Below are 26,306 nucleotides of genomic sequence, written 5' to 3' on the forward strand. Positions count from 1 at the left end.
CGGCGTAGCAGGCGTGTCGGCTGCCTCACGTGGAGCCCCTCTGCGTGCGTGGGAGCGCTCTTACTCCCCCTGCTTGCCCTCCGCCCCCGTCTCGACGTGCGACTCAGCATCCAGCTCAACGTCCGGCACCACGCTGAGGTGCGCGCGGCGGCGCTGGCGGGCGTCGCTAACCCGCCGGGTGCGGAAGACTGGATGGTTAGAGTTAAGCGGATCGGCGCCGTCGAAGTTAGCGGAGTAATCGATGGGATCAGCCCCGGAGCCGGCGTGGGTATCGTCGACCAGCCCGGTGGTCACCCGTCCGGCCTCGCGCACGGCCTCGGCCAGCGCGGTGAGATCGTCATCCTCATCGAGCTCGATGCGGTCCACGCGCACCATCTCCCAGCCTTGCGGGGCGGTGATGCGGGCACTGTGCTTTTCGCAGAGATCCCACGCGTGCGGGTTGGTGTCCTCCGCAAGCGGGCCCACCACTGCGGTTTGCTGCGAGTAGGCGTAGGTCAACGTTGCCACGGCCGGGCGGCCGCAGCCTGGGCGAGAACAACGACGAGAGGAATTCACGCGCCTAAGTCTAAACCCAAACTTTAGATTTGCGTAGTCCGCAGCCCGGCGTGGCCACCATAAACGGGCCCGCGTGCAGCCTAGAATGTGGCCCATGAGTATGCCGCGACCCCACATGCGCACCGCCCGCGACCGCCACGGCCGCGGGGCGCGCGGGCCGCTGCTACCTCAGGCCACGCCGCGCTACCGCTCCAAGGCCGAGCGCTTCGACATGGCCGTGCTGGAGGCCTACGCCCCGGTACAGAACGCCTTTGCCGAGCAACTCGCGGGCCTCGACCTCGCGGTGGACACCATTCCGCGGATGCGTTTGTCCGCCGATATGACCATCATGCCCGATGACATCATCGCCGACGGCCCCGTCCCCCTGGGCCGCATTGTGCCCGCGGGCGTTGATTCTCAGGGTCGTCCGACTCGTGCCCGAATGGTCATTTTCCGGATGCCGATCGAGGCTCGAGCCACCACCCCGGCTGAACGCGAAGAGTTGCTCGGAACCGTCATTACCGCACTTGCAGCCAATTATTTGAACCTCGAACCGGAAGACGTAGATCCCCGCTTTAGCTGGTAAACCCCCCTGTGGGTATCCCAAGCATTCCCACACAATCCCACTTTAACGATCACTAACGCTCCTGAAACCCATTCTCACCAGGGGATTTTTTCTCAGCATTTTCTTAGTGTTTACTTTGTGTTGTCGTTAGTTTTCCTTTGGCTAACAACAGTGTCCCCCTCGGCGCAGTGCCAGCGCCGAACACTTCTCACCCAAGGACCACCTCATGAAGAAAATCGCTTCCGCCGTTCTCGTCGGCATCACAGCACTGAGCCTGACGCAGGTTCCCACGGCCTCTGCGCTTAACCTCGAGCCACTCGGCGATGCGGGCTACAACGGCAAGCCCAGCCGCTGCAACGTCGCCATCAGCGACGAGGAAATCGCAGAGTTCGAGGCCAATGCCCGTACTGTCTACCCCAACTTCGCGACCTCGAAATTCGGCGATGACAATCGCCTGACCTTCGACATCAACGCGCTGTCCCTCTTTGGCCGCGACGAGGTTTCTGATCTCGGCTTCAGCCGCCCGCTGGAAGGCGACACCACTCAAAAAATCCAAGATCGCGTCAATCGCATCCTGCACCGCGACGATGCCCTCCACCGCGGTGAAACCGTCGATGACGTCAAGGTCACCAACGCCGTTCAACACATTGTTTGGGACATCGACGACTTCTATCACGTCTTTGAGCCGAGCCTTTCGGAGGTGCCCAAGCGCACTGCACCTGGAACGCTCGAGGACGTCTACGAGTTCAATAAGCTGTACGTCCACATCGCCGAGGAATACAGCAAGCAGTTTGAACCGGACATTCTTGCCGACGCTGTCGACCGCGCCGGCATCTACGCCATGGGCAAGCTGAAGTTTGACCACTACGAGCAGTGGCGCGAACAGTTTGCCTCCTGCATCACCGCCATCGATCCGGCTGTGAAGATTCCGCCACTCGCCGGTACCGAGCCGGAGACCGAGCCCGAGGCACCGCTCATGCCCGAAGTTCCGCCGGCACCCGAGATGCCAGAAGCTTCCACCCCCGAGGGCTCCACTCCGGATACGTCCACCTCCGAGTCCTCTGCTCCGGAGACTTCCGCTCCGGAGACCTCTTCCTCGCAGGCTCCGGCCCCGAAGCCCCCGATGCCGAAGCCGCCAGTGGTCACCACCAGCTCCAAGGCACCCAAGCCCAAGCCGAAGGTCACCACCTCCGCTGCGCCTAAGCCGAAGCCGCCGGTAGTCACCACCAGCTCCAAGGCGCCGAAGCCGCAGCCCAAGGTCACCACTTCGGCCCAGGCCCCCAAGCCGCAGCCGAAGGTCACGACCTCTTCTCAAGCACCCAAGCCAAAGCCCCCGGTAGCAACAACCAGCTCCAAGGCACCCAAGCCGCAGCCCAAGGTCACCACCTCTGCTCAAGCCCCCAAGCCCAAGCCGAAGGTCACCACCTCCGCTGCGCCTAAGCCGAAGGTCACGACCTCTTCTCAAGCCCCCAAGCCCCCGGTAGCAACAACCAGCTCCAAGGCACCCAAGCCGCAGCCCAAGGTCACCACCTCTGCTCAAGCCCCCAAGCCCAAGCCGCCGGTAGTCACCACCAGCTCCAAGGCACCGAAGCCGCAGCCGAAGACCAGCACCTCCGCTACTCCGGCACCGAAGCCGAAGCCGAATGACTCCGGCAGCAGCAAGACTGCTCTTGGCATCGGCATTCCGGTGGGCATCATCACCGCACTGATTGCAGCCATCGCAGCCTTTGCCCCGATACTCATGCCGCAGATGCGTGCTTTCTTGCCGCGGTAGTCGTCGCCAAGCGCATGCTCCCCGAGCGCGCGGTACAAATTGGCATACAACGAACTTCGCAATCGATTGCGAAACATGCTTCCCCGCAAATTTGTACCGCGTTCCCCCTTTCCTAAGGGGTTTCCATCCAATCTCACCTATCCGATAAGGACATTTCATGAAGAAGATCGCCTCCCTGGTACTCACCGGAGCGACCGCGCTGAGCGTGGCAGCTGCACCGAACGCCGCGGCACTTACCGCCGAGTCGGCAAGCCCGCGGCACCTTGATCGCAGCCACGCCTACTGCGACACTAAGTTCACCAAGGAGGAGAAGGACAAGTTCGTCGCCCACGCGCGCGAGGTCCTCCCTACCTACTCCATTGCATATGACACCCAGAACCCAGACTTCGAGTTCTCCTTTGACACCCTCAGCCTCGCGTTTGGCGATTCCGATCCGGCCAGCACCACCTTCGTGCACTTCCTCAAGCACGAGACTTCCGCCGAGCACCAGAACCAAGTGAATACCAACATCAAGCGTGACGACGCCCTTTCCCGCGGCGAGACTGTCGACGCCATCAAGGTAACGAACGCCTCCAGCTACATAGCGTCTGAGCTCAGCGACTACCTGCCCAATCGTGAGATTCCTCGTGTTGCGGCAAAGACGGGTCCGGGCACTGTGAGCGACGTTATTGACTTCCACAAGCGCTTCGCGCAGAACGCAACCGGTTACTATCAGGAGTTCAAGGACGAGGGACTCAAGGAGCGCGCCGAGAATCACGCATCCCTGTATGCCATGGCGAAGCTGAAGTTTGATAACTACGAGCAGTGGCGCAAAGAGTACGTCAAGTGCGTGGCCATCCTCGATCCCCAGGTGAAGGTTCCGGCCTTCGGAGAGGAAATGAACGAGGCACCTATGCCGGAAGCGCCGAAGTCCACGGAGCAGGCCCCGAAGCCGGAGGCGCCGAAGTCCACGGAGCAGGCCCCGAGGCCGGAAGCACCGAAGTCCGAGGCGCCGAAGTCCACCGAGCAGGCCCCGAAGCCGGAAGCACCCAAGAGCACGGAGCAGGCGCCGAAGCCGGAAGCACCGAAGCCCGGAGCATCCAGCAACAAAGACGTGAATATCGCGGGCATTGTGGTTCCGATTGTCGTGGTTACCGCGCTGCTTGGCGTGCTGGCCACGGTGGCACCGTCGATCATCTCGATGCTTCCGCCGCAGCTGCGCGCTCTTCTCTCGCGCTAACGATCTGAAGGTTCACAGCACGAGGAACCAACGGCGCTCCCCTCTCGCATGTGGCGCCACACCAAATAGTGGCCCGGATCTTCGAGTTTCCCGGGCCTTGTTTGGTGAGAATCCACGCCTTGTCCCCCAGATAGCCTAGAACCCTCACATCAAGGAGCGCGGCCGAGGACCTTTCATATGAAAGGTCCTCTTTTTGCTATCGGTGGCAGCGTAAATGAACACCTGCTGAAAACGGGAACGTTCGATTTAGGCCCGCACACTTAGTCTGTGTTCAGAAGGAATGCTCGGAGCGAGAGCCCGAGCCGGATCTGAAGCCTGGACGGGCAAGAAAAAAAATTCCCTCCGCCAGCGGTAGATTCCGCTCACGAAGGGAAGGGATGGAATAGCGCAAGGCCAGCAATTATCTGCCTGAACCTCTAGCCAATCTCGCGCTTGAGGCGGCGACGCTCACGGTCCGAGAGCCCGCCCCAGATGCCGAAGCGCTCGTCATGTTCAAGAGCGTACTCAAGGCACTCATCGCGCACCGCGCACGCCTGGCAGATGCGCTTGGCTTCACGGGTGGAGCCACCCTTCTCAGGGAAGAAAGCCTCCGGATCCGTCTGCGCGCACAGCGCCTGGTCTTGCCATTCCTGCTCGACGGCACCGAAGAGTTCGTCGAGCGACATCTCTGCAGCAGCACCGCCACGGAGAATGGCGCTATTGTTCGATGGCTTATCCACGCCTCATCCTTTCTCCGAGGTTGGGTTTATTTCTTCGATGGTTTCTTCAACAACAGTGGCGCCGACTCTACACCAGAGATCCGGGAATGGTTTTCACGGATACCAGCGAGCTCGTGCCGTTGATTACACAGTTGTTATTTCACACCGAAGCACTAAATATCGTCAACCTGAATTCGGTGAATTCTGAGCTCGCCCAGCAAAAGCGCAGCACACGATCCCCATCCGTCACACCAGTAACATCGACCCACCCTTGGGGGTATGGGCCGGGGGTACTACATATAGGGGTACCCCGTTTTCCTGTGAACAATTCCAAGAAACACTCGGCGTGTCTCCACCACTCGGAGACTTTCACGTGGATCACGCAGATCCCACCAGTAACATTGGCCCCACAAGTTGCCCAAGAGTCGCAGCTGGGGCATAAAGAAAGACGCCGCTTCGGGAGGAAGCGACGTCGTCAAGCGCGGCGTTAGGCGTCGGAGCTAAAGCGCACGCCGGCATCCGGGATGGAGACACCCGGGAAGACGCGCATGCCGCCCTGCAGCTCGCAGCGCGCGCCGATGATGGCGCCCTCACCAATCACGCAATCATCAATGTGCGCATTAGCACCGATGTGCGCGCCCGAGGCAATAATCGAGTTGTTGATCGTCGCGCCCGGCTCGATGGTCGCACCATCAAAGACCACAGTGCCCTCCAAACGCGAACCCGCACCGATCTCAGAACCACGGCCCACCGCAGTACCCGAAAGCAACAACACACCACCGGCAATACCCGCGGACTCGTCCACGAGGGCCTCACCCGTCTTGCCCTCCAGAAGCGGCGACGGAGCAATACCACGCACCAAATCAGAAGAACCACGCACAAAATCAGCCGGGCGGCCCATATCGCGCCAATAAGAGTTATCCACATGCCCCACCACCATGCGGCCAGACTCCAACAGCTGCGGGAAGGTCTCACGCTCCACGGAGACCACACGATCCGCCGGAATCGTCTCAATAACCTCACGCTTAAACACGTAGCAACCCGCATTGATCTGATTGGTCGGCGGATCCTCGGTCTTTTCCAAAAACGCCGTCACCCGGCCGTTGGAATCCGTGGGCACGCACCCAAACGCGCGCGGATCCGCCACGTTCAGCAAGTGCATCGTCACATCCGCGTCCTTAGCGTGGTGCGTGGCCAAAATACCGTTGAGATCCATGCCAGAGAGCACGTCGCCGTTAAAGACCATCACCGTGTCCTCACGCAGCTTGGAATACACGTTGCGGATACCACCGCCCGTGCCCAGCGCGGTCTCCTCCACCACGTACTCAATCTCCAGGCCCAGATCCGAGCCGTCGCCGAAGTACTCCTCAAACACCTCAGCCTTATAGGAGGTGGACATCACCACGTGCTCAATACCCGCTGCCTTGATACGGGCCAGCAGGTGCTGCAGGAACGGATAATTAGCAGTAGGCAGCATCGGCTTCGGCGTACCAATGGTCAACGGGCGCAGACGCGTACCGCGCCCGCCCACCAAGATCACGGCATCAGCCTGGGAGCCCCAGTGGGTAGCTGCTTCAGTCATAGTCTTCCTTGTAGGTTGTCTTCTTGGCAGGTGCAAAGGCACACAATTGTGCACAGTGTATAAGCGCGAGACCGCCTTACTGTTGACGGCGCGCGGCGGAACTCAGAGCAAATCCGCGCAGCCCCAGCCCGGCGCGCAGCGCCCAGCGCAGCGGGGCCTTGTACCACTGCGGGTGGCGGTCCGCCTGGAAGCGGTAGGCCGAGGCGTGGTGCGCGCGCAGCATCGCGCCCTTGTGGGCCTCCGTGGAGTGCCCTTTGGCGTGGGTGATCACGGCCTCCGGGCACAGGACGTTGCTCCACCCGGCGCGGCGGAAGCGATCACCCAGATCGACGTCCTCCATGTACATGAAGTAGCGCTCGTCAAAGCCGCCGATCTCCTCGAAGGCCTGCCAGCGCACCAGCACGCAGGAGCCGGAGAGCCAGCCGGCGGTGCGCTCGCGGTCCATGTCCTCGCCGCGCTGGTAGGCCGCCGACCACGGATTCGAGGGCCAGATGGCGCCAAAGAGGGCGTGGCCGATGCCGGTGAGCAGCGTGGGTATCTCGCGGGCGGAGGGATAGTAACTGCCGTCGGGCTCCACGATGAGCGGGCCGATGGCCGCGGCCTCGGGGTGGCGGCGGGCACACTCGATGAGCTTGTCCACCGAGCCCGGCGCGAAGGTCACATCGGGGTTGGCCAGCAGGAGGAATTCCTCGTTGGCCCCGTGCTCGCGGGCCCAGCGCGCGCCGGCGTTCATGCCGCCGCCGTAGCCCAGGTTTCCACCGGTGTCCACGAAGGCCACGTTCTCACGCTGCGCGGCAGCGGCCTCAGGCACCCCGTCGGTGGAACCATTATCCGCCAGAACCACCGTGGTGGGCAGCGTCGTGGCTTCCTCCAGGGAGTTAAGGAAGTCATCAAGATAATGGCCCGGCGAAAAGGTCACCGTGACCACCGCAAGTGGTTGTACTGATTCTGTATTCACGATGGCCCCTAGCGTAGTCATAGAGCCCGGAAGGTTCCTGCCAAGACACTGCCATTTTGCCCGCATTGGGCCGAGGATCACGGTTTTGCGGCTTCCTGCCCTAAACTATGGCGAGATCGTTCAACACGTAGTTTCCCCAGAAGGTTCCCCATAGTGGCTTTTGAGAATAAACCCGGTACCCAGCGCAGGGCGCGCGACATCCAGGCCTCGCCCAGCGCCGCTGCCCCCATGACTCAGCAGGGCTCCACTACGCTGAAGGCCGTAGTGGCCTTTCTTTCCGCGGTGGTTCTTGTCCTGAGCGGCGTGGGCTACTTCACCGTGGGCAAGCTGGGCAATGACATGGCCTCGGTGTCCAGCCTGGCGCTGGGCAACGATGGCGGCTTCAAGGCCGATACAGCCGACGGCGCCGTGGACATCCTTCTGGTGGGCAAGGACTCCCGCACCGACGCTAAGGGCAACCCGCTCTCCGAGCAGGAGCTGGCGGATCTCCACGCCGGCGTGGCCGAGGGCGAGGAGAACACCGACACCATCATGATCATCCGCGTGCCTAACGACGGCTCCCGTGCCACCGCGGTCTCCATCCCGCGCGATACCTACGTCTCCGACGGCGAGTACGGCAACACCAAGATCAACGCCGTCTTCGCCGCCCACAAGGCCGACAAGGTGCAGGAACTGCAGCAGGAAAACGCCGAGGCCGAAGCCGCGGGTGAGAAGCCGAAGCACACCGAGAAGGAGATCGAGCAGCAGGGCGTGGAGGCCGGCCGCGCGGGCCTGATTTCCATGGTGCGCACGCTCACGGACGTCGATATTGATCACTACGCCGAGGTGGGCCTGCTGGGATTTGTCCTGCTTACTGACGCCGTCGGGGGCGTCAATGTCTGCCTCAACAACGACGTCGATGATCCGATGTCCGGCGCGAAGTTCCCCAAGGGCGTGCAGACCCTCGACGGCGCGCAGGGCCTGTCCTTCGTGCGCCAGCGCTACGATCTGCCGCGCGGCGACCTCGACCGCATCGTGCGCCAGCAGGCCTACATGGCCTCGCTGACCTCGAAGGTACTGGACTCGGGCACCCTGACCTCCCCGGGCAAGCTGGGCAAGATCGCCGATGCCGTAGAGCGCTCCGTGGTCATCGACGAGGGCTGGGACATCATGGGCTTTGTCTCCCAGCTGGCCGGCCTGGCCGGCGGCAACGTCACCTTCACCACGATCCCGGTGACCTCCATCGACGGCACCGGCGATTACGGCGAGTCCGTGGTCACCATCGACCCCGCCGAGGTCCACCGCTTCATGGAGGAGCTGGCCCGCTCCCAGGAACAGGACGAGCAGGCCCAAGCCGAGCAGGAGCAGGAGAAGGGCTCCGATCCTGAGCTGAGCCCCGTGGCCGAGGACATGGAGCTGCACGTGCTCAACGCAGGCACCATCGACGGGTTGGCCGGCGGCATCGGCGCCTGGCTGGAGAATGTGGGCTACACCGTAGAGCGCACCGCCAACGCGCAGTCCGGTATCTACACCGAGTCCCAGATCGTGGCCGCCGACGCCAACGACGAGCGCGCCCAGAAGCTCGCTGAGCAGATGGGCGGCCTGCCGGTGACGGCGAATCCGCAGCTGGAGCCCGATACGTTCATCGTGGTGGCCACCGATGACTACTCCGGCCCCAAGGACGAGGGCGCGCAGGACTCCCAGGCCGAGCAGGAGCAGCCTGCAGAGGGCGGACAGGCCGAGCAGGTCGGCGTGCCGGGCGATGACTTTGGTACCGCCAAGGTCTCCCCGGAGATCGACGCCGGCGGCGACGGCCCGCGCTGCGTGAATTAGTGCTGCGTGAATTAGTCCGGCGGCGCGCATCCACGTCCTCGCCTACCATTGGCGGGCATGGAACTGCTCAATCATGTGCTGCGCGCCGATCCCGCTGCCCCGCGGCTGAGTGTGTACAACGAATCCGCGGGCACCCGCATGGACTCTTCTGCCCAGACTTTGGAGAACTGGGTGTCCAAGATTGCCAACATGTTTGGTGAAGAGCTCGAGCTCGACGCCGATTCCTTCATCCTTATCGACCTTCCTGTGTCCTGGCAGGCCGCGGTTATCGCGCTGGGCGCGCTGGCCACGGACGTGGACTTCGCCTTCGCGGAGGCGGCCACCTTTGCTGATGCCGCGGGCTCGGCGGCGCAGCCCCCGCTTGTCGACGCCCTCTTTACCGCCCCCACCAACTACCTCACCGCCCACGAGGCCTTCCCCGGCGCGGACATCGTGCTGGTCACCGACGATCCCTTCGGCCGCGGCGTGGCGGAATCCGGCGGCGATCTCCCGCTAGGTGCCATCGACTTCGGCCCCACCGTGCGCTTCTACGGGGACCAGTACTTCGGACAAACCACGCCCCTGCCGGAGCTGTACCCTACCGAGCTGGGCCCGGAGCGAGTGCTCTCCTCCGGCTGGCATGACACCGATTCTTTCCGGGCTGCGGTTCTGGAGCCCATTGCCGCCGGCGGTTCCGCCGTCATCGTGACGGGCCTGTGTCCCGCCGAGCGCCTCGCGGAGATTGCAGAGAACGAGAAGGTGACCCTGCGCCGCGACGGCGCGTAGCGCACTCCCCAGCCCGATGAGGCCCCAGCCTTATCCTTAAAAATCGTGAATTTTCAGGTTTAGGCGCCACAGAGCCTCTCCTAAACGTGAAAATTTGCGATTTTTCACGTTTAGAGCCCGCAGCGTCTACTCTTAATGCTAGAAACCGCACTTTTTAAGGTTAAGCATGAGTTCACCCAACAGCGCTTGATCGACTCCCTGGAAACACGCTTAGGGCGGAGAACTGAGAGCTAGCGTGGCTCGAAGGAATAGGTATTGAGCAGCTCGTTGTGAATGGTCACTTCGTAGGATTGCCCGCGCTCATCTGCTTCTTGGCGCAGTGTTTCCAGCTCATGGGCATTCATGCGGTTGACCGCAAACACCACGGCGCATGCGACAAGCACAGCCACGCCAATCACAATGATCACTGCTTTTCCTCGTACTGCAGAGCTAGTGCTCAATACCTTTCCTTCCCCTCTATCCACGTTCTCCCGCCCGCTTAGGCCTTGCGGCATTCGAACTTGTAGCCGCCGGCCGAGTTGGCCTTCGCAGAATCGGTGGTGCCTTCGACCCCGCCCTTGTCGCGGGAGTCCACCACAGGGTATCCACTGTTGTCGTAGCACTTGTTAATCAAGGTCATCTTTTCCTTGTGGCTGAAGTACTTTGCGGTGAAGATGAGCGCACCAGCGGTCAGGATTCCGATGATGGCGATACCGACCTTCCACGCTATCGGAATGACAGCCGGGGCGGCACGCAGACCAATACCTTCCTCCATCTCAGGGGCGGCAACCTTCTCCGGATCCTGCCCGCTTTCCTCCAGTGCGCGCTCAACCTCGGATTGTTCCAGCTGCGCAAGCTCAGCATTGATGGAAGCGATCTCGCTTGCGGTGAGGTCAACGCCATTCTCATCAAGCGCGGCCTCATCGACAATGATCTTTTGAGTAGCAGGGTCAAAGGCCAGCGCACCGGCGAGAGCATCGGCATCAGCGTCGATAACGACTGCGGCAGAGTCATTGTTCGTAGATGCCGCAGCAGCGTCATTGTTCGCAGATTCAGCATGTGCGGGAACAACGGTGGTGGTCAGTGCAAGGGACAGTGCAGTGAAGGCCGCGAGTGCGGTCTTTCGCTTCATAGATTTCAACCTTAAGTGTCGGTGGTCACGTGCATCAGCGACCCTAACGGCACCTCACAGTCCTCGCTCAGCGAGGAAGCACTCCGTTACTGCCTCGTTACAGGGTTGCCATAGTTTTCCCATATACATACGGAAGCCCACAGCGGCTTCAGCTGGCACACAGAGCTGAGCGTGGCCAAGGCATAACTAAGTCCCCGCCGGATTAGTCCACCGCGGCGATTCCCAGGATGAGCAGCTCGGCGGCCACCACGGGATCCTTGAGGTCCAGCTCCAAAAGGTCTTCGAGGTCCGCCACGCGCTTGCGGATCGTGTGGCGGTGGGCGTTCATGGCGTCGGCGGTGCGGGAGACGTGCCCACCGTTGCGCAGAAGCATCTCCAGGGTGCGCTCCATCTCGGTGCCGTGGGCGGCGTCGTACTCGCGCAGCTTGCGCCAGGTTTCCTCCACCCGGTACTCAATGACATCCCGGATGCGCTCGTCGTTGACCCAGGTCAGTGTGCGCGACTCCGGCCCCACCAGCATGCCCGGCTGCAGGCCGAAGGCCACCGATTCCATCTCCTTGACCAGACTCATGCTCAGCTCCTTCCACGGGATCGGGGCACCGACCACCACGCGTTTGTTGCCGCGGATATCGCGCAGGAGATCCTGGATGTTCTTCATCGTGCGCGAGCCGCGGAAAAGCACCACGGAGGTCTCCTCGTCGAGGTCGAGCAGGAAGAGGAGTCGGCCGTGATCGGCCAGGCGGGCGTCAAGCTCCTCCGCAAAGCGGCGGTGGCGGCGGGGGTTTTCTGACTTGATGAGCAGCGGGCGTACGCGGCCCTCGGCGTCGCCGACGGTGCGGAAGATGTGCTTCATCGGGTCCTCTGTTTGCTCAAGGCCCAGCTGGATAGCGATGGCCAGGCGGTTGAGCTCCCCCTGAGCGGCGCGCAGCTCCTGGGGCCTTTTGACCATGAGCTCCGCCAGGCCCGCCGCCTGCTTGAGCAAGGCGCGCTGGTTCTGGGTGAAGGGCTCCAAGGCGGCAGCAACGATGCCAAAGGAGTTATCCCCACGGGTGGCCAGGCGCTGCGCGATGGTCCACCACTGGCCGGTCTTGCCGGCCACGGAGAAGTTGCGGTCACGCGCGGCTTCGATAATCGGGGCGAAGGTGACCGCGCCCAGCCGAGTGTTCTCGGCCTGGGAAAAGACGCGCCCTTCGAAATCGGCGAGGGCCACGTGGGCGTCGATAAGCGCGGCGGTCTCCCCCAGCAGGGAATCAAGGCCGCGCGCAGCAGCGGCGTTGAGCTGCTCCTGGGATTCGATGAAGGCGGCCAGGGCGGCCTGGCGGCGCTCCACCAGCTCGTCGTGGACAGCGGCCAGAAGGGAGACGAAGGGCACCTCGCGGGGCACGGAAAACAGGGAGATGTTGCTCTCGCGCGCGGCGGCGATCATGCTCTCCGGCACGGCGTCAAAGACGAGGCCCACGCCCAGGCCGATGCCGGCCACCCCGTGCGCGGCCATCGCCCGGGTGTACTCCGCCAGGGCCTCGGGGCGGCCGGTAAAGGCAATACCAGTAAGCACAATGATGGCCCCGGCGTGGACGAACTCGCGGGGGTCTTCCAGCTCGCAGGGGTGCACCACGGAAAACTGCGCGCCTGAGTTGTGAAAGACCTCGAGGCCAAGCTCCTCCGAGGCCGCTAACCAGTCAAAACTGAGCAGATTCTCCGGCTCCTCGGGTGCGAAGGCACGGCTGTGCGGGGCGGACATAGGCGCTCCCCCTTATCCAGAGTGGACAACTTTGAAACTTTCTTTCGCCAGAGTGGCTATAGGCAAGCCTACAACGTAGGCTGCACAATGGCCTGCATCACACACAGTTCTTTCTTCGAGTTTCAAAGGAGCACCATGCAGGATCTGCAGCACCGCCTCCCCCAAGAGCGCAACATCGTCACCGCCATCCCCGGCCCCCGCAGCCAGGAGCTCGACGCCAACCGTGAGGCCGAGCTGGCCCGCGGCCTCGTCCCTGGCCTGCCGGCCTACATCACCGACGGTGACGGCGGCATCCTCGTCGACGTCGACGGAAACTCCATCATCGACTTCGCCTCCGGCATCGCCGTGACCTCCGTGGGTGCCTCCAACCAGAAGGTCGCCGCGGCCATCGCCGAGGCAGCCACCCACCTCACCCACACCTGCTTCCTCAACGCCCCCTACGAGGGCTTCGTGGAGGTCGCTCGCAAGCTCAACGAGCTCACCCCGGGCACCCACGAGAAGAAGACCGCCCTGTTCTCCACCGGCGCCGAGGCCATTGAGAACGCCGTGAAGATCGCCCGCCGCTACACCGGCAAGAACCGCATCGTGGTCTTCGACGGCGCCTTCCACGGCCGCACCAACCTCACCATGACCATGACCGCCAAGAACAAGCCCTACAAGGCTGGCTTTGGCACCCTGGCCGCTGACATCTACCGCGTGCCGGGCTCCTACCCGCTGCGCGACGGCCTCGACGGCAAGCAGGCTGCAGAGCGAACCCTGCGCTACATCGAGCAGACCATCGGCGCGGAGGATCTTGCCGCCGTCATCATCGAGCCGGTGCAGGGCGAGGGCGGCTTCGTCGAGCCGGCCAAGGGCTTCCTGCCGGCCCTGCAGGAGTGGTGCCTGGACAACGGCGTGGTTTTCGTCGCCGACGAGATCCAGGCCGGCATGTGCCGCACCGGCTCCTGGTTCGCCTGCGACGACGAGGGCATCGTCCCGGATCTCCTCACCACCGCCAAGGGCGTGGGCGGCGGCATGCCGCTGTCCGCGGTGACCGGCCGCGCCGAGATCATGGACGCTCCTGGCCCCGGCTCCCTGGGCGGCACCTACGCCGGCAACCCGGTGGCCTGCGCCGCCTCCCTGGCGGCCATCGCCGAGATGGAGGAGCTGGATCTCAACGGCCGCGCCCGCGAGATCGAGGCCATCGCCCGCGAGATCCTCGAGCCGCTCACCGAGCTCTCCACCGTGGCTGAGGTGCGTGGCCGCGGTGCCATGATCGGCATCGAGTTCGTGGACGCCAACGGCCAGCCCAACGCTGACCTCACCTCCAAGGTCTCCAAGGCCTGCCGCGACGCCGGCGTCCTGGTACTCACCTGCGGCCTGGACGGCAACGTCATCCGTCTGCTGCCGCCGCTGGTCATCAACGAGTCCACCCTGCGCGACGGCCTCGAGGTCCTGGCCGAGGCCATTCGCAACAACTAAACACCCGCACTTTTGCTCACTCCCCCCGACTCATTCTTGAAGGAGAATTCTCATGACCGATAAGAAGATCTACGACTGCATCATCCTTGGCAGCGGCTACGGCGGCCTGGGCATGGGTGCCCAGCTCACCCGCGATGGCGAGGAGAACTTCCTCATCCTCGAGGCGGCCGACGAGGTCGGCGGCGTGTGGCGCGACAACACCTACCCGGGTGCCGCCTGCGACACCCAGGCACTGATCTACTGCTACTCCTACTTCCTCAACCTCGGCGTCTCCCGTATGTTCGCCGGCCAGGATGAGATGCTGGGCTACCTCAAGGCCATGGCCGAGGAGTTCAACCTCTACGAGCACATCAAGTTCAACCACCGCATCACCCGCTCCGAGTGGAAGGAAGACCTCAAGGCCTGGGAGATTGAGGCCAACGGCGAGCTCTACTACGGCCGCGTCTTCGTCGGCGCCTGGGGCCAGCTCTCCAAGCCGAAGATCCCGGACTTCAAGAACCGCGAAAACTTCGAGGGCGTCCAGTTCCACTCCGCCGAGTGGGATCACTCCGTGGACCTCAAGGGCAAGAAGGTCGCCGTGGTGGGCAACGCCGCCTCCGCCGTGCAGCTGGTTCCCGAGGTGGCCAAGGAGGCAGAGAAGCTTTCCGTCTTCCAGCGCTCCGCCAACTACATCCTGCCGCGCAACCAGGTCATCTTCACCGAGGAGGAGCTGCAGGAGTTCCAGGACAACCCGGACTCCTACCGCGCCATCCGCCAGGAGATCCACGAAACCCGCGAGGAAGGCTTCGACCGCACCCGCAAGGGCACCGACTCCGCCGCCGAGGGCGTGGCCCAGGCCATGGAGCACCTGCGCTCCCAGGTCAACGACCCGGAGCTGGTGGAGAAGCTCACCCCGACCTTCGCCTTCGGCTGCAAGCGCATCCTGCGATCCGATGACTTCTACCCCACCTTCAACCGCGACAACGTGGAGCTCATCACCGAGGGCATCGACGAGTTCACCCCGCAGGGCATCCGCACCAAGGACGGCGTAGAGCACGAGTTCGACGTGGTCATCTACGCCACCGGCTTCCACTCCCACGAGTTCCAGGGCGACCTGCCGGTCATCGGCCGCAACGGCCTAGACCTGCGCGAGCGCTGGGGCAACTCCCCGGAGGCCTACCTGGGCATGTCCGTGGACGGCTTCCCGAACTTCTTCATGCTCTACGGCCCGAACACCAACCTCAACCACCACTCCGTGGTGGCCATGCTCGAGGCCCAGGACAAGTACATCTCCCAGGCCGTGACCTACCTGCGCGAGCACCCGAACGAGGCCATCGACGTCAAGAAGGACGTCATCACCGAGTTCAACAACCAGGTGCAGAAAGACCTCGAGGGCTCTGCCTTCTCCGCTGACTGCTCCTCCTGGTACAAGAACGAGGAAGGCCGCGTCATCAACAACTGGTCCGGCAACGTTGCTGAGTACTACGAGCTGACCCAGAACCTCGACCTGGCGGATTACGAGGTGGCCTAATGACAGAGCTGCACACTTCTTCCGACGAGTACACCGGGCGGCCCATCACCGCGGACGCGTGGAACGGGCTCAAGGGTTTCCGCGAGAGCGGCGCCGTGCCCTTCCACAAATACGAGATCCCCGTGGTTCGTGAGAACTACGTGGCCTCCACCGCGGCCAACGGGCTGAAGGAAAACATCGACCCCGCCCACAAGGACTTCGAGGTCGAGGACTTCCGGGTTCGCGTCTACGAGCCGCGCCCGAAGTTCCAGCACTCTCAGCCCACCCCGACCATCCTCTACATCCACGGCGGCGGCTGGCTCATGGGCAACCTGGAAACCCACCACTCAGCGGCGCGCCGCCTGGCGGTGCTCACCAAGTTCCCCGTGGTGGCGGTGGATTACCGCCTGGCGCCGGAGCACCTCTACCCGGCTGCGGTCGATGACTGCCGCACCGCGCTGCGCTGGCTGGGCGATTCCTCCGCGCCGCACGGCCTGCAGGCCTCCTCCGTGGCCATCGTGGGTGACTCCGCGGGCGGCCAGCTCACCGCCGTGCTGGCCAACGAGTTCTCCGCCGCCGCTGCGGAGGGTGGCCAGGGCGAGGGCTCGGTCCCGCCGATCTCCTCCCAGGTGCTCATTTACCCCATCACCGACGTCACCGAGGAGCGCACCGAAAAGGGTGCTTCCTACCAGCGCGTGACGGCAGGCTTCCCGATGGTCGCCGACACCATGCGGTGGTTCATCGAGACCTACCTCCCGGAGGGCCAGGACCGCTCCGTGCCGGATCTCTCCCCGCTGCTCGCCGAGCTGCCCGCGGAGCTGCCACCGGCGCTGGTCATCACCGTGGACAACGATCCGCTGGCGGATGAGGGTGCGGAGTACGCCGCCAAGCTGGCCAAAGCCGGCTGCGACGTGACCTACCAGCACCTGCGCGGTTACCACCACGGTCTGTTTACCTCGGCCGGCGCGATGCGCCGCGGCGAGGAAGGCCTGGCGGATATCGCCGCCTTCATCACCGGCCACGCGTAATACCGCCCAAGGGGCAGGCATGCACTGTGCAGCCTGCCCCTCTTTTCGCAACCCCATAATACCGGTTGCCTTATAGTTAGGAACACTATGCTTAAACGATCTTTCGGCATCGCCATGGCATTCATCGGCGTCCTCGCGGGCGCGTCCTTTGCCTCCGGGCGCGAGGCCCTGCAATACTTCGTCGCCTTCGGCAACATGGGCATCGTCGGCGCCATCTGCACCGCGCTGGTCATGATGGTCTCCGGCATCACCATCCTGCAGATGGGCTCCTACCACCGCGCCAAGGAGCACACCTCCGTCTTCGACGCGGCCTCCACGCCCATCATCTCCAAGATTCTGGACGCCGCCACGCTAACCTGTCTTTTCTGCATCGGCTTTGCCATGTTCGCCGGCGCGGGCACCAACCTCAACCAGCAGTGGGGCTGGCCAGTGTGGATTGGCGCCATCCTCATGCTGATCCTCACCCTGCTCACCGGCCTGCTGGATGTGGACAAGGTCACCGTGGCCATCGGCGCGATCACGCCCTTTATCATCCTGCTGCTGACCATCGGCACCATCTACACGGTCTTTACCGCCAACCCGGACTGGGCTCACCTCAACGAGCAGGCGCAGCACATCCCTACCACCCTGCCCAACTGGTGGGTCTCGGCCATTAACAACGTGGGCCTCAACGTCATCGTCGTGGTCTCCATGACCATCGTCATCGGCGGGAACTTCCTCGACGCCAAGGAGGTGGGCTACGGGGGCATCCTCGGCGGCCTGTGCTTCCTTTTCCTGTTGGCGGTCTTGGTCGGCGGCCTCTACGTCTCCATCGGCCCCATCACCGAGGCCGACATGCCCACCCTGGAGATGATCTCCCAGATTCACCCGGTGCTGGGCGTGGCCATGGCGGTGGCCATCTACGGCATGATTTATAACACCGCCATCGGCATGTTCTACGCCTTTGCCAAGCGCCTGACCCGCAACAAGCCGGAGAACTTCTACAAGGTCTACTGCATCTCCGTGCTCATCGGCTTTGTGCTCTCCTTCATCGGCTTCAGCAACCTCATCGGCTGGGTCTACCCCATCCTGGGCTATATGGGCATCGCCATCATGTTCATCATCGGCTGGGCCTGGTTCCGCAGCCGCAAGGACCTCATCTCCGAGTCCGAGCTGCGCCGCCGCGCCCGCGAGCTGCTGCAGAAGCGCTTCGAGGATGAGCAGTTGCTTTCCGACGACGAACTCTACGAGCTGGTGTCCATCGCCAAGAACTCCTCCATCCCGGAGACCCGCTTCATCGAGGAGATCATGACCGAGGTCAAGGCCAAGCAGGAGATCCCCGAGGAGCTCAACAATATCCGCGACGGCCGCCTGCAGGCACTCATCACCGGCGCCAACGAGCGCAAGCGCCGCCCGCGCCTGCCGGCCGGCGAGACCCGGCCGGCGCCGGCTACACAGCCACAGACGGCCAAGCCTGAGCCGGCCAAGGAGCCGGAAACCAGCTCCGATCCGGTCTAGCCGCGCGGGGCGTCGACAATGCGCCACAGGTACCACAGCTGGGCATCGGCCATGCTCAGCGGGTAGACCTGGGAAATCTCATCGAGGCGGTTGCGCACCGTGTTGGCGTGGCGCCCCAGCCGTTTGGCGGCGCGCGGGATGGAAAACTCCTCCTGCACCCACGCGGTGAGCACCTCCTGGGCCTCCTTGATGCCCTCGAGTGCGGCGTCCAGCGAGGCCACGCACTCCCCCAGGCGCAGGGAGCCCAACTGGGCGGCCGCGCGCGCCGCCGCCCCGCAGGCCTCAAAGAAGACGCTGGCGCTATCGCCGGCGTTTTGTGCATTGTCCACCGGCTTGTTCATGTCCACCCCGGCAATCGCCGCGGCCACCCGGGCCTCGCGCCAGGACACCACGCCGTCGGAGCGCGAGGAAAAGCAGGCGGACACCCCCACCGGCGCGGGCAGAGCGCCCACCACCGCATCCACGCCGGGGCCGTCGGCCACGAGCACGGCGATGCGCCCATCCACGTAGCCGGCCAGGAGAGGAATCATCTCCCGCTCCGCGGCGGCGGTCACCGGCATGAGGAATTCCTGGCGGTGCACCTCGTTGACCGTGCCGGCGTGGATGAGGCGCAGCTGGGCGCGCCCGGAAAAGCCGCGGCGCTCCAGGGCCTCGGCCAGCCCGTCCTTGTTGGCGTCCAGCCTGGTCAGGCGCAACAGAATCTCCGTGGAGCCCATCACTCGGTCCTGGCTGTGGTGGCGGCGGGCCTCCACCAGGGTGCCGAGCACGTCGCGCAGCGCTATCGCCGCTGGTGCTGCAGCATCGGGGATCCGATCGTTGCGCCGGCCTCGCACCACCCACAGAGTCTCCCCGCCCACCTGCACGGCGGGGTTCACCCCGGCCTGGATGGCGCGCAGGGCCCAGCGCCCGGAGCGGTAGCTGAGCTCGGTGCCGGCTTCGCGAATCAGGGTGCGCACGATGGAGCGCGCGGGCAGCTCCCCCACCGAGGCACGGATGTCGCCGTCGAGGGTGACGATGAGCGCGGCCTCGCCGGTCAGCGCCGCGTAGCGCGCCAGCATCTCCTGCTCCGGGTTGGCGGTGGCCAAGGCACTGCTGAGCGCTTCCACCGCGCTGAGCCGGCGCCACTCGCGGATGTTGGGCTGCTTGCGAATCTGCGCGTCCACGCAAGCTCGCAGCTCGGCGTGGGTCAGCCCCTCCCCGGCCACGAAGACCGGAGGGAGATCGCGGGTGGGCCCACTGACGTGGGTCTGCGCGGGCGGCGGGCCAAACCACACGAAGGCCGCCGCGTGCGGGCGGCTGCGCACCAGCACAGCGAGCTCGCCGTCCGCCGGGGTGGCGGAGATCAGCCAGGGCCGTGCGATGTTGCCCGCTTCTGCGGCCGCCCCAGCATCCCCGGTGTCCGGGGCGCTCTCGGCATAGGTGAGCAGACCAGCCAGGGGCGCGTCGGCGTCGGGCTGCGCCCCCGCGTAGCCGGCCAGCTGCAGGCGTGGTTCGGCATGGAGGACATCGCCAAGCGTCAGGCCCGGAAAATCCTTATGTCTATTCATTCACACATTCCCTATAGTGCTACAGATTACAATGGAGATTTTATCGAGCACCACACGCTGCGGTTATGGAAGAAAGTGACAACTTTGCGCGCGAAATTCACTTTTTCTCCATTGAAGTTTGCGGCACCGTCGCCAAATGTTGATAATCACATCAACCCCCGGAATGTAAGTGAGGTCACATCATGCCTAATCCGCAGAAGCCCTTCCGCGTCGCAGTCGACGTCGGCGGAACGTTCACGGACGTCGCCATCGTCAACACGCAGACCAACGAGCTCAAGGTTGCCAAGGTCCCCTCCACCCCGGATGACCCAATGCGCGCAGTCATGGATGGCCTCCAGCAGGGCAACGTGGCCCTGAACCAGGTAGAGGTCTTCAGCCACGGCACCACCGTGGCCACCAACGCGCTCATCCAGCGCCGCTTCCCGCAAGCAGCGCTGGTGACCACCAAGGGATTCCGCGACGTGCTGGAAATCCGCGACGGCACCAAGGACGAGCTGTGGGATGCCTACGAGGACGTCGGAGATCCCTACATCCGCCGCCGCGACCGCTACGAGGTCACCGAGCGCATTGACTACGACGGCGTGGTGGTCGAGCCCCTCAACGAGGACGAAGCCCGCGACCTCGCCCGCATCCTGGCCCGCAAGAAGGTCGAGACCGTGGCGATCTGCTTCATCAACTCCCACGCCAACGCCGCCCACGAGGAGCGCATGGCCGAGATCTTGCGCGAGGAGCTTCCCGACGCCTCCATCTCCACCTCCTCCGAGATCCTCCCCGAGATCTTCGAATACGAGCGCTTCTCCACCACCGTGTCCAACGCGGTGCTCGCGCCCCTAGTGGCCGGCTACGTCAACCGCCTCTCCCAACAGCTGGCCGAGGGCGGCTACGAAGGCGACCTGCTCCTGCTGCACTCCGGCGGCGGCTCCATGACCCCGCAGATGGTCACCCGCTACCCCGTGCGCCTGGCCGCCTCCGGCATCGCCGCCGGCGCCATTGCGGTCCAGGACATCGCTACCCGCTGCGGCTACCGCAACGCGCTGGGCCTGGAGATGGGCGGCACCTCCACCGACATCGCGTTGGTCTACGAGGGTGATATCCGCATCACCAAGCAGTGGCAGGTGGAGTACGGCTTCCCCATTACCTTCCCTTCCATCGAGGTGGGCACCATCGGCGCCGGCGGCGGCTCCCTGGCCTGGATCGACGAGGCCGGCTCGCTGCGCAACGGCCCGCAGTCCGCGGGCGCTGACCCGGGACCCGTGTGCTACGAGCGCGGCGGCACCGACGCCACCAACACCGACGCCAACGTGGTGCTCGGCCGCCTGGGCACCGCGCTCATCGGCGGTGAGCTGCAGCTCAACAAGGACGCCGCCCGCGAGGCCGTGCGCACCACCGTGGCCGAGCCGCTGGGCCTGGACTTGGAGACCGCCGCCGAGGACATCATCAAGGTGGCCAATGCCAACATGGCCGACGCCGTGCGCCTGCTATCGATCCGCCGCGGCTACGACCCCCGCGACTTCGTGCTCGTCGTCGGCGGCGGCGCCGGCGCCCTGCACGGCGCCGAGGTGGCCCGCGATCTCTCCATCCCCACCGTCGTGGTACCGCCACACCCGGGCGTTACCTCCGCCCAGGGCTGCCTCCTGGTGGATATCCGCCACGACCTGAGCAAGATGTACCAGGCCGCCGTGGAGGACATCAACTCCGACGAGCTGCGCGCGGCCTACAAAGAGCTGGCCACCGAGGCCCGCGAGCGACTCGCCCACGAGGGGGTTCCCCAGGAACGCATGAAGCTCAAGTTCACCGCCTCCATGCGTTACCGCGGCCAGTGGCGCTCGCTGACCGTGGAGATCCCGGACTCCGAGTCCCCGCTGGCCGATGCCATCGAGCTCTTCCACGACGAGCACGAGCGCGAGTACTCCTTCTCCCGGCGCGACGGCGCAGTGGAGTTCTACCAGATTGGCCTGGTGGCCATCGGCGAGTTGGAAAGCCCGCCCTTCGCCCGCTACGAGGTCCACGAGCACGAGGCCGGCGAGCCGGAGACCTACCGCGACGTCTACTTCTCCTCCAACGGCGGCTGGGCGCGCGTGCCCGTCTACCAGCGCACGGAGCTCTCCGCCGGCGCCCGCCTGCACGGCCCAGCCATCATCGACCAGTTCGACGCCACCACCGTCATTCCGCCGGGAGACACCGCCGAGATCGACGAATGGTCCAACATCCGCATCCACATCGGCGCTGCGGACAACAGCTAGAGAACAACCACTCACCAGGAGGAACACCCATGTCTACCCCCACCGCTTCACGCCGCACGCTCGATCCCGTGACCTTTGAGGTGCTTAAGAACGCCTTTGCCACCTCGGTCAACCTCATGTCCGAGCAGATCCTGCGCACCTGCTATTCCTTTGTCATCTACTCCCGCGACTTCTCCTCCGCGCTGTGCGACGCCGAGGGCAACACCGTCATGCAGGGCGATCAAGACATCGCCGTGCACGTGGGCACCTTGCACTTCCAGTGCCAGGCGGTGCTCAAGGAGTTCGGCGAGGACATCAACGAGGGCGACGTCTTCTGCGTCAACGACCCCTACCAGGGCGGCACCCACATGAATGATGTCTCGTTCCTGCGCCCCATCTTCTTCGGCGGCGAGCTGCTCGCCTTCGCGCAGAACAAGGGACACTGGGCCGACGCCGGCGGCACCGTTCCGGGCTCCTTCGACGTCTCCGCCAAGGAATACTACTCCGAGGGCCTGCGCATCACCCCGGTGCGCCTATGGCACGAGGGCCGCTTCCTCGAAGACGTGGCCAAGATGATGGCCGCCAACACCCGCAGCCCCGAAATCGTGCTCGGTGACCTCAAGGCCCAGGCCGAGGCCACCGCCGTGTGCGAGCGCGAGATCCTGCGCCTGGTGGATAAGTACGGCCCGGACGTCATCCGCACCGCCCTGCGCGAGGTCCAAGACTACGTCGAGGACATCGTCTCCTCCCGCGTCAAGGAGCTTCCCGACGGCGAATGGTCCACCGTGGACTACATCGACCTGGACCCGGCCAAGGAGGAATCCCTGGTTCCCATCAAGGTCACCATGCGCATTCAAGGCGGGCGCCTTTCCTACTCCCTCGACGGCTCCGCGCCGGCGGTGTCCAGCTTCCTCAACGCCGGCTACGGCTCGGCCTTCTCCGGCATCGTGGCCGGCACCAAAACCTTCTTCCCGGACGTCCCACTCAACTCCGGCCTCTACCGCGCGATGGACGTGGACCTCGGGCCGGAGGGCACCGTGGTCAACGCCGGCCTGCCACACGCCGTCACCGGCTTTTGCTCCGGGCCCTACGAGAAGATCATGAATGCCGTCTTCGAGCTGTGGTCCCAGCTCATCCGCGAGCGCGCCCTGGCTTGCTCCTTCAACCTGGAATACCTGCTCATCGGCGGCTGGGACACCCGCGAGGTGGACGTCAACGCCGAGGGCCCGCGCGATAAGGGCGAGTTCTTCATGTGGTACGACTGGATGGCCGGCGGCTGGGGCGGGCGCACCGACCGCGACGGCTCCTCCGCCACCGCGCCGGTCTTCGGACCCGGCCTGGCCGTGCAGCCCATCGAGGGCCAGGAGCGCCTCTCCCCGGTGCTCACCAGCCACCACAGCCTGGTCACCGATTCCGGCGGACCCGGCGAGTTCCGCGGCGGCGTGGGCGTGTCCAAGGGCGGCACGCTGACGGATTGCACCAACTCCGTGATGAGCTACTGCTGCGACCGCTCCCGCTCTGTGACCTGGGGAATCGAGGGCGGTCTGCCCTCCATCCCGCAGGGCGTGTGGCTCAACCGCGGCACCGAGGATGAGCGCTTTTTGGGCACGCTCTTCTCCAACGTGGAGATCGCCCCGGGCGATACCTTCGAGCGCCCCTCGGCAGGCGGCGGTGGCTTCGGCGACCCGCTCAAGCGCGACACCACCGCCGTACTGGAGGACGTCATCGACGGCTACGTCTCCGTCGAGCGTGCCGCCAAGGACTACGGCGTGGTCATCAAGGCCATCGACCCGGAGATCGATCACTACGAGCTCGACGAGTCCGCCACCACCGCCCTGCGCGAGGAGCAGCGCTCCACCCGCCGCGCCAAACTCGAGGAGGATCCAGAGTCCGTGGCCGCCAAGTACGCCGCCGGCGAGCTGGACCAGCTGGACCTGGTGCGCCACTACGGCGTCATCCTGGACTGGGCCACCGGCGAGCTGCTGCCGAACACCACCGCGCAGTACCGCGAGCAGATGCTCAAGCGCAGTGTGGCTGGTTGGGACTAAGCAAGTTAATTGATCAGTTAATCGCGATAACCTCCCCCTTTTTGGGCACGGGTTATCGCGATTGCTCTTTGCGCTCCTGCTGCGCTCTTAGTTGACTTGATACGTGGTTGCCAACGCCGTCAACGCCAATTGCAGGTCCAAGAGCCTCATTCCTTCGTTCCACCCCGGGCCCAGCAAATCCTCCACCTTGCGCGTCCTGTGGCGCACAGTGTTGACGTGAACGAAGAGCTCTTGCGCTACAGCCGAGACCGAAAACTGATGAGACACCAAAGAACGGACCGTAGAGACGAGATCGGTGGACTTCTCGCGGTCATAGCGAATCAATGCCCCAATGGTCCCGTCAACGAGGGACTCCCGCTGCTGTGGAGTCAACTGGGTTAGGAGTCTCAGTGATTGTGGGAGTGATGCCTCAGTAAACCATCCGTTGCGAGCCGATATTTTGAGGGCGCGAATATCTTCAAGAATGCGCATGCACTCGCGATATTTTTCCCTCGCTCCTCCTACACCAGTGAACTCTTCCGATAGCTGGCCCACCACCGCATGGGCCCCGAACTCAAACCTGTGAGATATATCCTCAAGCATTTTCACTAAGCGCTCGGCGCGTCCCAAAAGTCCGATGTGTTCTTGTGAAATGCCGATCAACACATCGCCCCGAGACAGCCTCTTGCACTCATCAGCAAAGCTCATCAAGTCCGCTTCCTCTCCCCCAAACACAGCAAGACGCGTTGGCTTGTCGTCAACCAGTTCAAAGTCCGCGAGTAGGTCTCTTTGACGCCGGGAGAGGTTGAATAGTCCCACATCCATGAGCGCGAAGAACAAGTTCGATAGTTCAATTGAGCGCTGAGAGCCCGCTTCAGACTCAGCACTGTCTCTTACGCTGAGCATTTGCGCTGCCGCTACGCAAAGCTTCGGGCCAAATCCCTCGGGAACCGGTTGAGCCATGACAGCGCCCCACGGCCGGCCTCCCCGAACGATTGCGGATACGAAAGCACCATTTTCCTCTTCCGAAATAGTTGTGTTCTCCCCCGCAATACCCGCGTTTCGCACATGTTGTTCAGCTCGCAGATACACGCCACCACGAGGAGATCCATGACTGCTAAAAGCGGATAGTTCTTCGACACTGATGACCTCAACTCGAATGCCTAGAGACTCACTAAGGAATGCTCCAAGCTTTGCCTCAGCAGAAGACTCACAAGCAATGGACATGAGGGACTCAAGTCCCTCTTGGTGTCTATCCAATTCCTCCTTGCTAGCGCTTAATTCATCAAGGCCACATTCATACTTGGTGAGTTTTTGAAGGAAGTGATGACGCTCATCCGCCCTCGTCACCACCGCCTCCACCTGAGTCGCAAGCTGCTCCAAAATGTAAATGTCACCAGTGTGGTAGATGCGCTCGTATCTGTCGGCAACGAAGAGAACTTGGAAGGCATTTTCCGTTTCAATCGGGATTCCTAGCGCAGCCCGCATCCCTTCCCGCTTAATCGCAGTATCAAGTTCGGGATCATGCACAAAGCTGCTGTCCCGCAAATAATTGGCTACCTGCAACGGAGCTGCGACGCGGTAAATCTCATAAAAGAGTCCATCACCACTGGGAGATGCCTCCTGTAGTTCCGTGGTCCAAATTCCGCTGGACAGCATAATGCTTGCGCGGTCCGCTTCTTCATCGAGCTCCATCACAAAAGCCGCATCCGAGCCAAGCATCTGGCGTGCGAGAGAAAGAATTCTTCCCAAGGATGTTTCAAGGTCCGCATCCGCCGTTGTGTCGACTGAAAGATCAGCAATTTCTGAGACCAGGTTCCTGAGCCGCCGTGTCGAGTCGGCACGGATATTCACTGCCAGGAGAACTTCATGTAGCGCTGGAAACTCTGCTGCCTCGACAGCCTCTCGGAGTTCTTCCCTAAAGCTCACTGGCGTTAGTTGGAGCGCCTTCCTACACAGATTCGTGAGCGAATCAGCATCAAATCGAGACATAGAGTTTGTCCTTTTCTACAAGACCAACCACAAAGATTGTGTTTTCAGACACTTTATCCTTGTGATCTGTCATGCAAAACTATTTGACACGTGATTGGCATCACGCTCATTGCGACCAATCGCTTCTCATCTCATCGATGTGGAAAGGATTACTCCATGTCTCACCCCAATGCCGCAGTCATCACGGCCGGCGCACGGATCCCAATCGGCAGAAGAGGAGGTGCACTCGCAGGGTTGCGTCCGTTAGCGTGGTGTATCTGTGACCCGGGGTTGTGCTCATGTCG

20 protein-coding genes are annotated in these 26,306 nt (G+C 63.5%); 11 read left to right on the top strand and 9 right to left on the bottom strand.

The annotated features are described in order from the left end of the window. Positions 1 to 60: 60 nt before the first annotated feature. Complete coding sequence (locus Q4E25_RS05675) at positions 61 to 555, bottom strand: DUF3499 domain-containing protein (protein ID WP_303154974.1); 495 nt, start codon at positions 553 to 555, stop codon at positions 61 to 63. A 94-nt stretch (positions 556 to 649) separates the two neighbouring features. Between Q4E25_RS05675 and Q4E25_RS05680 the strand changes: the two genes are divergently transcribed. From Q4E25_RS05680 to Q4E25_RS05690, 3 genes are all read left to right on the top strand, one after another. Next, positions 650 to 1,120, top strand: coding sequence for a metallopeptidase family protein (locus Q4E25_RS05680; RefSeq protein ID WP_303154977.1), 471 nt, complete (start codon positions 650 to 652; stop codon positions 1,118 to 1,120). 205 nt (positions 1,121 to 1,325) lie between these two features. Next, positions 1,326 to 2,873, top strand: a complete 1,548-nt coding sequence (locus Q4E25_RS05685; RefSeq protein WP_303154979.1) for a hypothetical protein — start codon at positions 1,326 to 1,328, stop codon at positions 2,871 to 2,873. A gap of 157 nt (positions 2,874 to 3,030) precedes the next feature. After that, entirely contained in the window at positions 3,031 to 4,092 is a 1,062-nt protein-coding gene (locus tag Q4E25_RS05690) for a hypothetical protein (protein WP_303154981.1), read from the top strand. A gap of 416 nt (positions 4,093 to 4,508) precedes the next feature. Here Q4E25_RS05690 and Q4E25_RS05695 read toward each other — a convergent pair whose 3' ends face one another. The 3 genes from Q4E25_RS05695 to Q4E25_RS05705 form a co-directional block, all read right to left on the bottom strand. Beyond that, positions 4,509 to 4,757, bottom strand: coding sequence for a WhiB family transcriptional regulator (locus Q4E25_RS05695; protein ID WP_005528147.1), 249 nt, complete (start codon positions 4,755 to 4,757; stop codon positions 4,509 to 4,511). A gap of 520 nt (positions 4,758 to 5,277) precedes the next feature. Then, positions 5,278 to 6,372 (bottom strand): NDP-sugar synthase, encoded by a 1,095-nt coding sequence (locus tag Q4E25_RS05700; protein WP_303154982.1) that lies wholly within the window; start codon positions 6,370 to 6,372, stop codon positions 5,278 to 5,280. Positions 6,373 to 6,448: 76 nt separating this feature from the next. Then, a complete protein-coding gene (locus tag Q4E25_RS05705) occupies positions 6,449 to 7,351 on the bottom strand; it encodes a glycosyltransferase family 2 protein (protein WP_303154983.1) in 903 nt (300 codons plus the stop codon). 207 nt (positions 7,352 to 7,558) lie between these two features. Between Q4E25_RS05705 and Q4E25_RS05710 the strand changes: the two genes are divergently transcribed. Both Q4E25_RS05710 and Q4E25_RS05715 read left to right on the top strand, forming a co-directional pair. Beyond that, the gene (locus Q4E25_RS05710) at positions 7,559 to 9,142 is read left to right on the top strand and encodes an LCP family protein (protein ID WP_303155022.1); all 1,584 of its coding nucleotides are present in this window, start codon (positions 7,559 to 7,561) and stop codon (positions 9,140 to 9,142) included. Between the two features lie 57 nt (positions 9,143 to 9,199). Continuing rightward, on the top strand, positions 9,200 to 9,907 hold the full coding sequence (locus Q4E25_RS05715) for a TIGR03089 family protein (protein ID WP_303154985.1): 708 nt from the start codon (positions 9,200 to 9,202) through the stop codon (positions 9,905 to 9,907). Between the two features lie 230 nt (positions 9,908 to 10,137). On the opposite strand, the gene Q4E25_RS05720 is transcribed toward Q4E25_RS05715, so the two are convergent. The 3 genes from Q4E25_RS05720 to Q4E25_RS05730 form a co-directional block, all read right to left on the bottom strand. Continuing rightward, positions 10,138 to 10,314, bottom strand: a complete 177-nt coding sequence (locus Q4E25_RS05720) for a hypothetical protein (RefSeq protein ID WP_303154988.1) — start codon at positions 10,312 to 10,314, stop codon at positions 10,138 to 10,140. Positions 10,315 to 10,385: 71 nt separating this feature from the next. Next, positions 10,386 to 11,018, bottom strand: coding sequence for a chromosome partitioning protein ParB (locus tag Q4E25_RS05725; protein WP_303154990.1), 633 nt, complete (start codon positions 11,016 to 11,018; stop codon positions 10,386 to 10,388). A gap of 202 nt (positions 11,019 to 11,220) precedes the next feature. Next, positions 11,221 to 12,759, bottom strand: coding sequence for a PucR family transcriptional regulator (locus Q4E25_RS05730; RefSeq protein ID WP_303154991.1), 1,539 nt, complete (start codon positions 12,757 to 12,759; stop codon positions 11,221 to 11,223). Positions 12,760 to 12,894: 135 nt separating this feature from the next. Here Q4E25_RS05730 and gabT point away from each other — a divergent pair, with 135 nt between their 5' ends. The 4 genes from gabT (at position 12,895) to Q4E25_RS05750 (ending at position 18,234) form a co-directional block, all read left to right on the top strand. After that, positions 12,895 to 14,220: a 4-aminobutyrate--2-oxoglutarate transaminase gene (gene gabT / locus Q4E25_RS05735; RefSeq protein ID WP_303154993.1), complete on the top strand. Its 1,326-nt coding sequence runs from the start codon at positions 12,895 to 12,897 to the stop codon at positions 14,218 to 14,220. A 52-nt stretch (positions 14,221 to 14,272) separates the two neighbouring features. Next, positions 14,273 to 15,730 carry an NAD(P)/FAD-dependent oxidoreductase gene (locus Q4E25_RS05740; RefSeq protein ID WP_303154995.1) on the top strand — a complete coding sequence of 486 codons (1,458 nt, stop codon included), beginning with the start codon at positions 14,273 to 14,275 and terminating at the stop codon, positions 15,728 to 15,730. Beyond that, positions 15,730 to 16,737 (top strand): alpha/beta hydrolase, encoded by a 1,008-nt coding sequence (locus tag Q4E25_RS05745; protein WP_303154997.1) that lies wholly within the window; start codon positions 15,730 to 15,732, stop codon positions 16,735 to 16,737. Before Q4E25_RS05740 ends, Q4E25_RS05745 begins: the two co-directional genes overlap by 1 nt. Before the next feature lie 87 nt (positions 16,738 to 16,824). Then, entirely contained in the window at positions 16,825 to 18,234 is a 1,410-nt protein-coding gene (locus Q4E25_RS05750; protein ID WP_303155000.1) for a hypothetical protein, read from the top strand. On the opposite strand, the gene Q4E25_RS05755 is transcribed toward Q4E25_RS05750, so the two are convergent. Further along, positions 18,231 to 19,781 (bottom strand): helix-turn-helix domain-containing protein, encoded by a 1,551-nt coding sequence (locus Q4E25_RS05755; RefSeq protein ID WP_303155003.1) that lies wholly within the window; start codon positions 19,779 to 19,781, stop codon positions 18,231 to 18,233. The two genes, Q4E25_RS05750 and Q4E25_RS05755, sit on opposite strands and share 4 nt — an antisense overlap. 182 nt (positions 19,782 to 19,963) lie before the next feature. Here Q4E25_RS05755 and Q4E25_RS05760 point away from each other — a divergent pair, with 182 nt between their 5' ends. Both Q4E25_RS05760 and Q4E25_RS05765 read left to right on the top strand, forming a co-directional pair. Beyond that, positions 19,964 to 22,024 carry a hydantoinase/oxoprolinase family protein gene (locus Q4E25_RS05760; protein ID WP_303155005.1) on the top strand — a complete coding sequence of 687 codons (2,061 nt, stop codon included), beginning with the start codon at positions 19,964 to 19,966 and terminating at the stop codon, positions 22,022 to 22,024. A gap of 29 nt (positions 22,025 to 22,053) precedes the next feature. Beyond that, on the top strand, positions 22,054 to 24,051 hold the full coding sequence (locus tag Q4E25_RS05765; protein WP_303155007.1) for a hydantoinase B/oxoprolinase family protein: 1,998 nt from the start codon (positions 22,054 to 22,056) through the stop codon (positions 24,049 to 24,051). An 87-nt stretch (positions 24,052 to 24,138) separates the two neighbouring features. Here Q4E25_RS05765 and Q4E25_RS05770 read toward each other — a convergent pair whose 3' ends face one another. Beyond that, positions 24,139 to 26,022 carry a helix-turn-helix domain-containing protein gene (locus tag Q4E25_RS05770; RefSeq protein WP_303155008.1) on the bottom strand — a complete coding sequence of 628 codons (1,884 nt, stop codon included), beginning with the start codon at positions 26,020 to 26,022 and terminating at the stop codon, positions 24,139 to 24,141. Positions 26,023 to 26,306 lie beyond the last annotated feature (284 nt).

Source organism: Corynebacterium sp. (assembly GCF_030532325.1).
Classification (GTDB): domain Bacteria; phylum Actinomycetota; class Actinomycetes; order Mycobacteriales; family Mycobacteriaceae; genus Corynebacterium.

What these genes read in the sequence shown, in the direction of transcription:
- Q4E25_RS05680 (WP_303154977.1), top strand. Translation starts at nt 650, where the DNA reads ATGAGTATGCCGCGACCCCACATGCGCACCGCCCGCGACCGCCACGGC.
- Q4E25_RS05685 (WP_303154979.1), top strand. Translation starts at nt 1,326, where the DNA reads ATGAAGAAAATCGCTTCCGCCGTTCTCGTCGGCATCACAGCACTGAGC.
- Q4E25_RS05690 (WP_303154981.1), top strand. Translation starts at nt 3,031, where the DNA reads ATGAAGAAGATCGCCTCCCTGGTACTCACCGGAGCGACCGCGCTGAGC.
- Q4E25_RS05695 (WP_005528147.1), bottom strand. Translation starts at nt 4,757, where the DNA reads ATGTCGCTCGACGAACTCTTCGGTGCCGTCGAGCAGGAATGGCAAGAC.
- Q4E25_RS05700 (WP_303154982.1), bottom strand. Translation starts at nt 6,372, where the DNA reads ATGACTGAAGCAGCTACCCACTGGGGCTCCCAGGCTGATGCCGTGATC.
- Q4E25_RS05705 (WP_303154983.1), bottom strand. Translation starts at nt 7,351, where the DNA reads ATGACTACGCTAGGGGCCATCGTGAATACAGAATCAGTACAACCACTT.
- Q4E25_RS05710 (WP_303155022.1), top strand. Translation starts at nt 7,559, where the DNA reads ATGACTCAGCAGGGCTCCACTACGCTGAAGGCCGTAGTGGCCTTTCTT.
- Q4E25_RS05715 (WP_303154985.1), top strand. Translation starts at nt 9,200, where the DNA reads ATGGAACTGCTCAATCATGTGCTGCGCGCCGATCCCGCTGCCCCGCGG.
- Q4E25_RS05725 (WP_303154990.1), bottom strand. Translation starts at nt 11,018, where the DNA reads ATGAAGCGAAAGACCGCACTCGCGGCCTTCACTGCACTGTCCCTTGCA.
- Q4E25_RS05730 (WP_303154991.1), bottom strand. Translation starts at nt 12,759, where the DNA reads ATGTCCGCCCCGCACAGCCGTGCCTTCGCACCCGAGGAGCCGGAGAAT.
- gabT (WP_303154993.1), top strand. Translation starts at nt 12,895, where the DNA reads ATGCAGGATCTGCAGCACCGCCTCCCCCAAGAGCGCAACATCGTCACC.
- Q4E25_RS05740 (WP_303154995.1), top strand. Translation starts at nt 14,273, where the DNA reads ATGACCGATAAGAAGATCTACGACTGCATCATCCTTGGCAGCGGCTAC.
- Q4E25_RS05745 (WP_303154997.1), top strand. Translation starts at nt 15,730, where the DNA reads ATGACAGAGCTGCACACTTCTTCCGACGAGTACACCGGGCGGCCCATC.
- Q4E25_RS05750 (WP_303155000.1), top strand. Translation starts at nt 16,825, where the DNA reads ATGCTTAAACGATCTTTCGGCATCGCCATGGCATTCATCGGCGTCCTC.
- Q4E25_RS05755 (WP_303155003.1), bottom strand. Translation starts at nt 19,781, where the DNA reads ATGAATAGACATAAGGATTTTCCGGGCCTGACGCTTGGCGATGTCCTC.
- Q4E25_RS05760 (WP_303155005.1), top strand. Translation starts at nt 19,964, where the DNA reads ATGCCTAATCCGCAGAAGCCCTTCCGCGTCGCAGTCGACGTCGGCGGA.
- Q4E25_RS05765 (WP_303155007.1), top strand. Translation starts at nt 22,054, where the DNA reads ATGTCTACCCCCACCGCTTCACGCCGCACGCTCGATCCCGTGACCTTT.
- Q4E25_RS05770 (WP_303155008.1), bottom strand. Translation starts at nt 26,022, where the DNA reads ATGTCTCGATTTGATGCTGATTCGCTCACGAATCTGTGTAGGAAGGCG.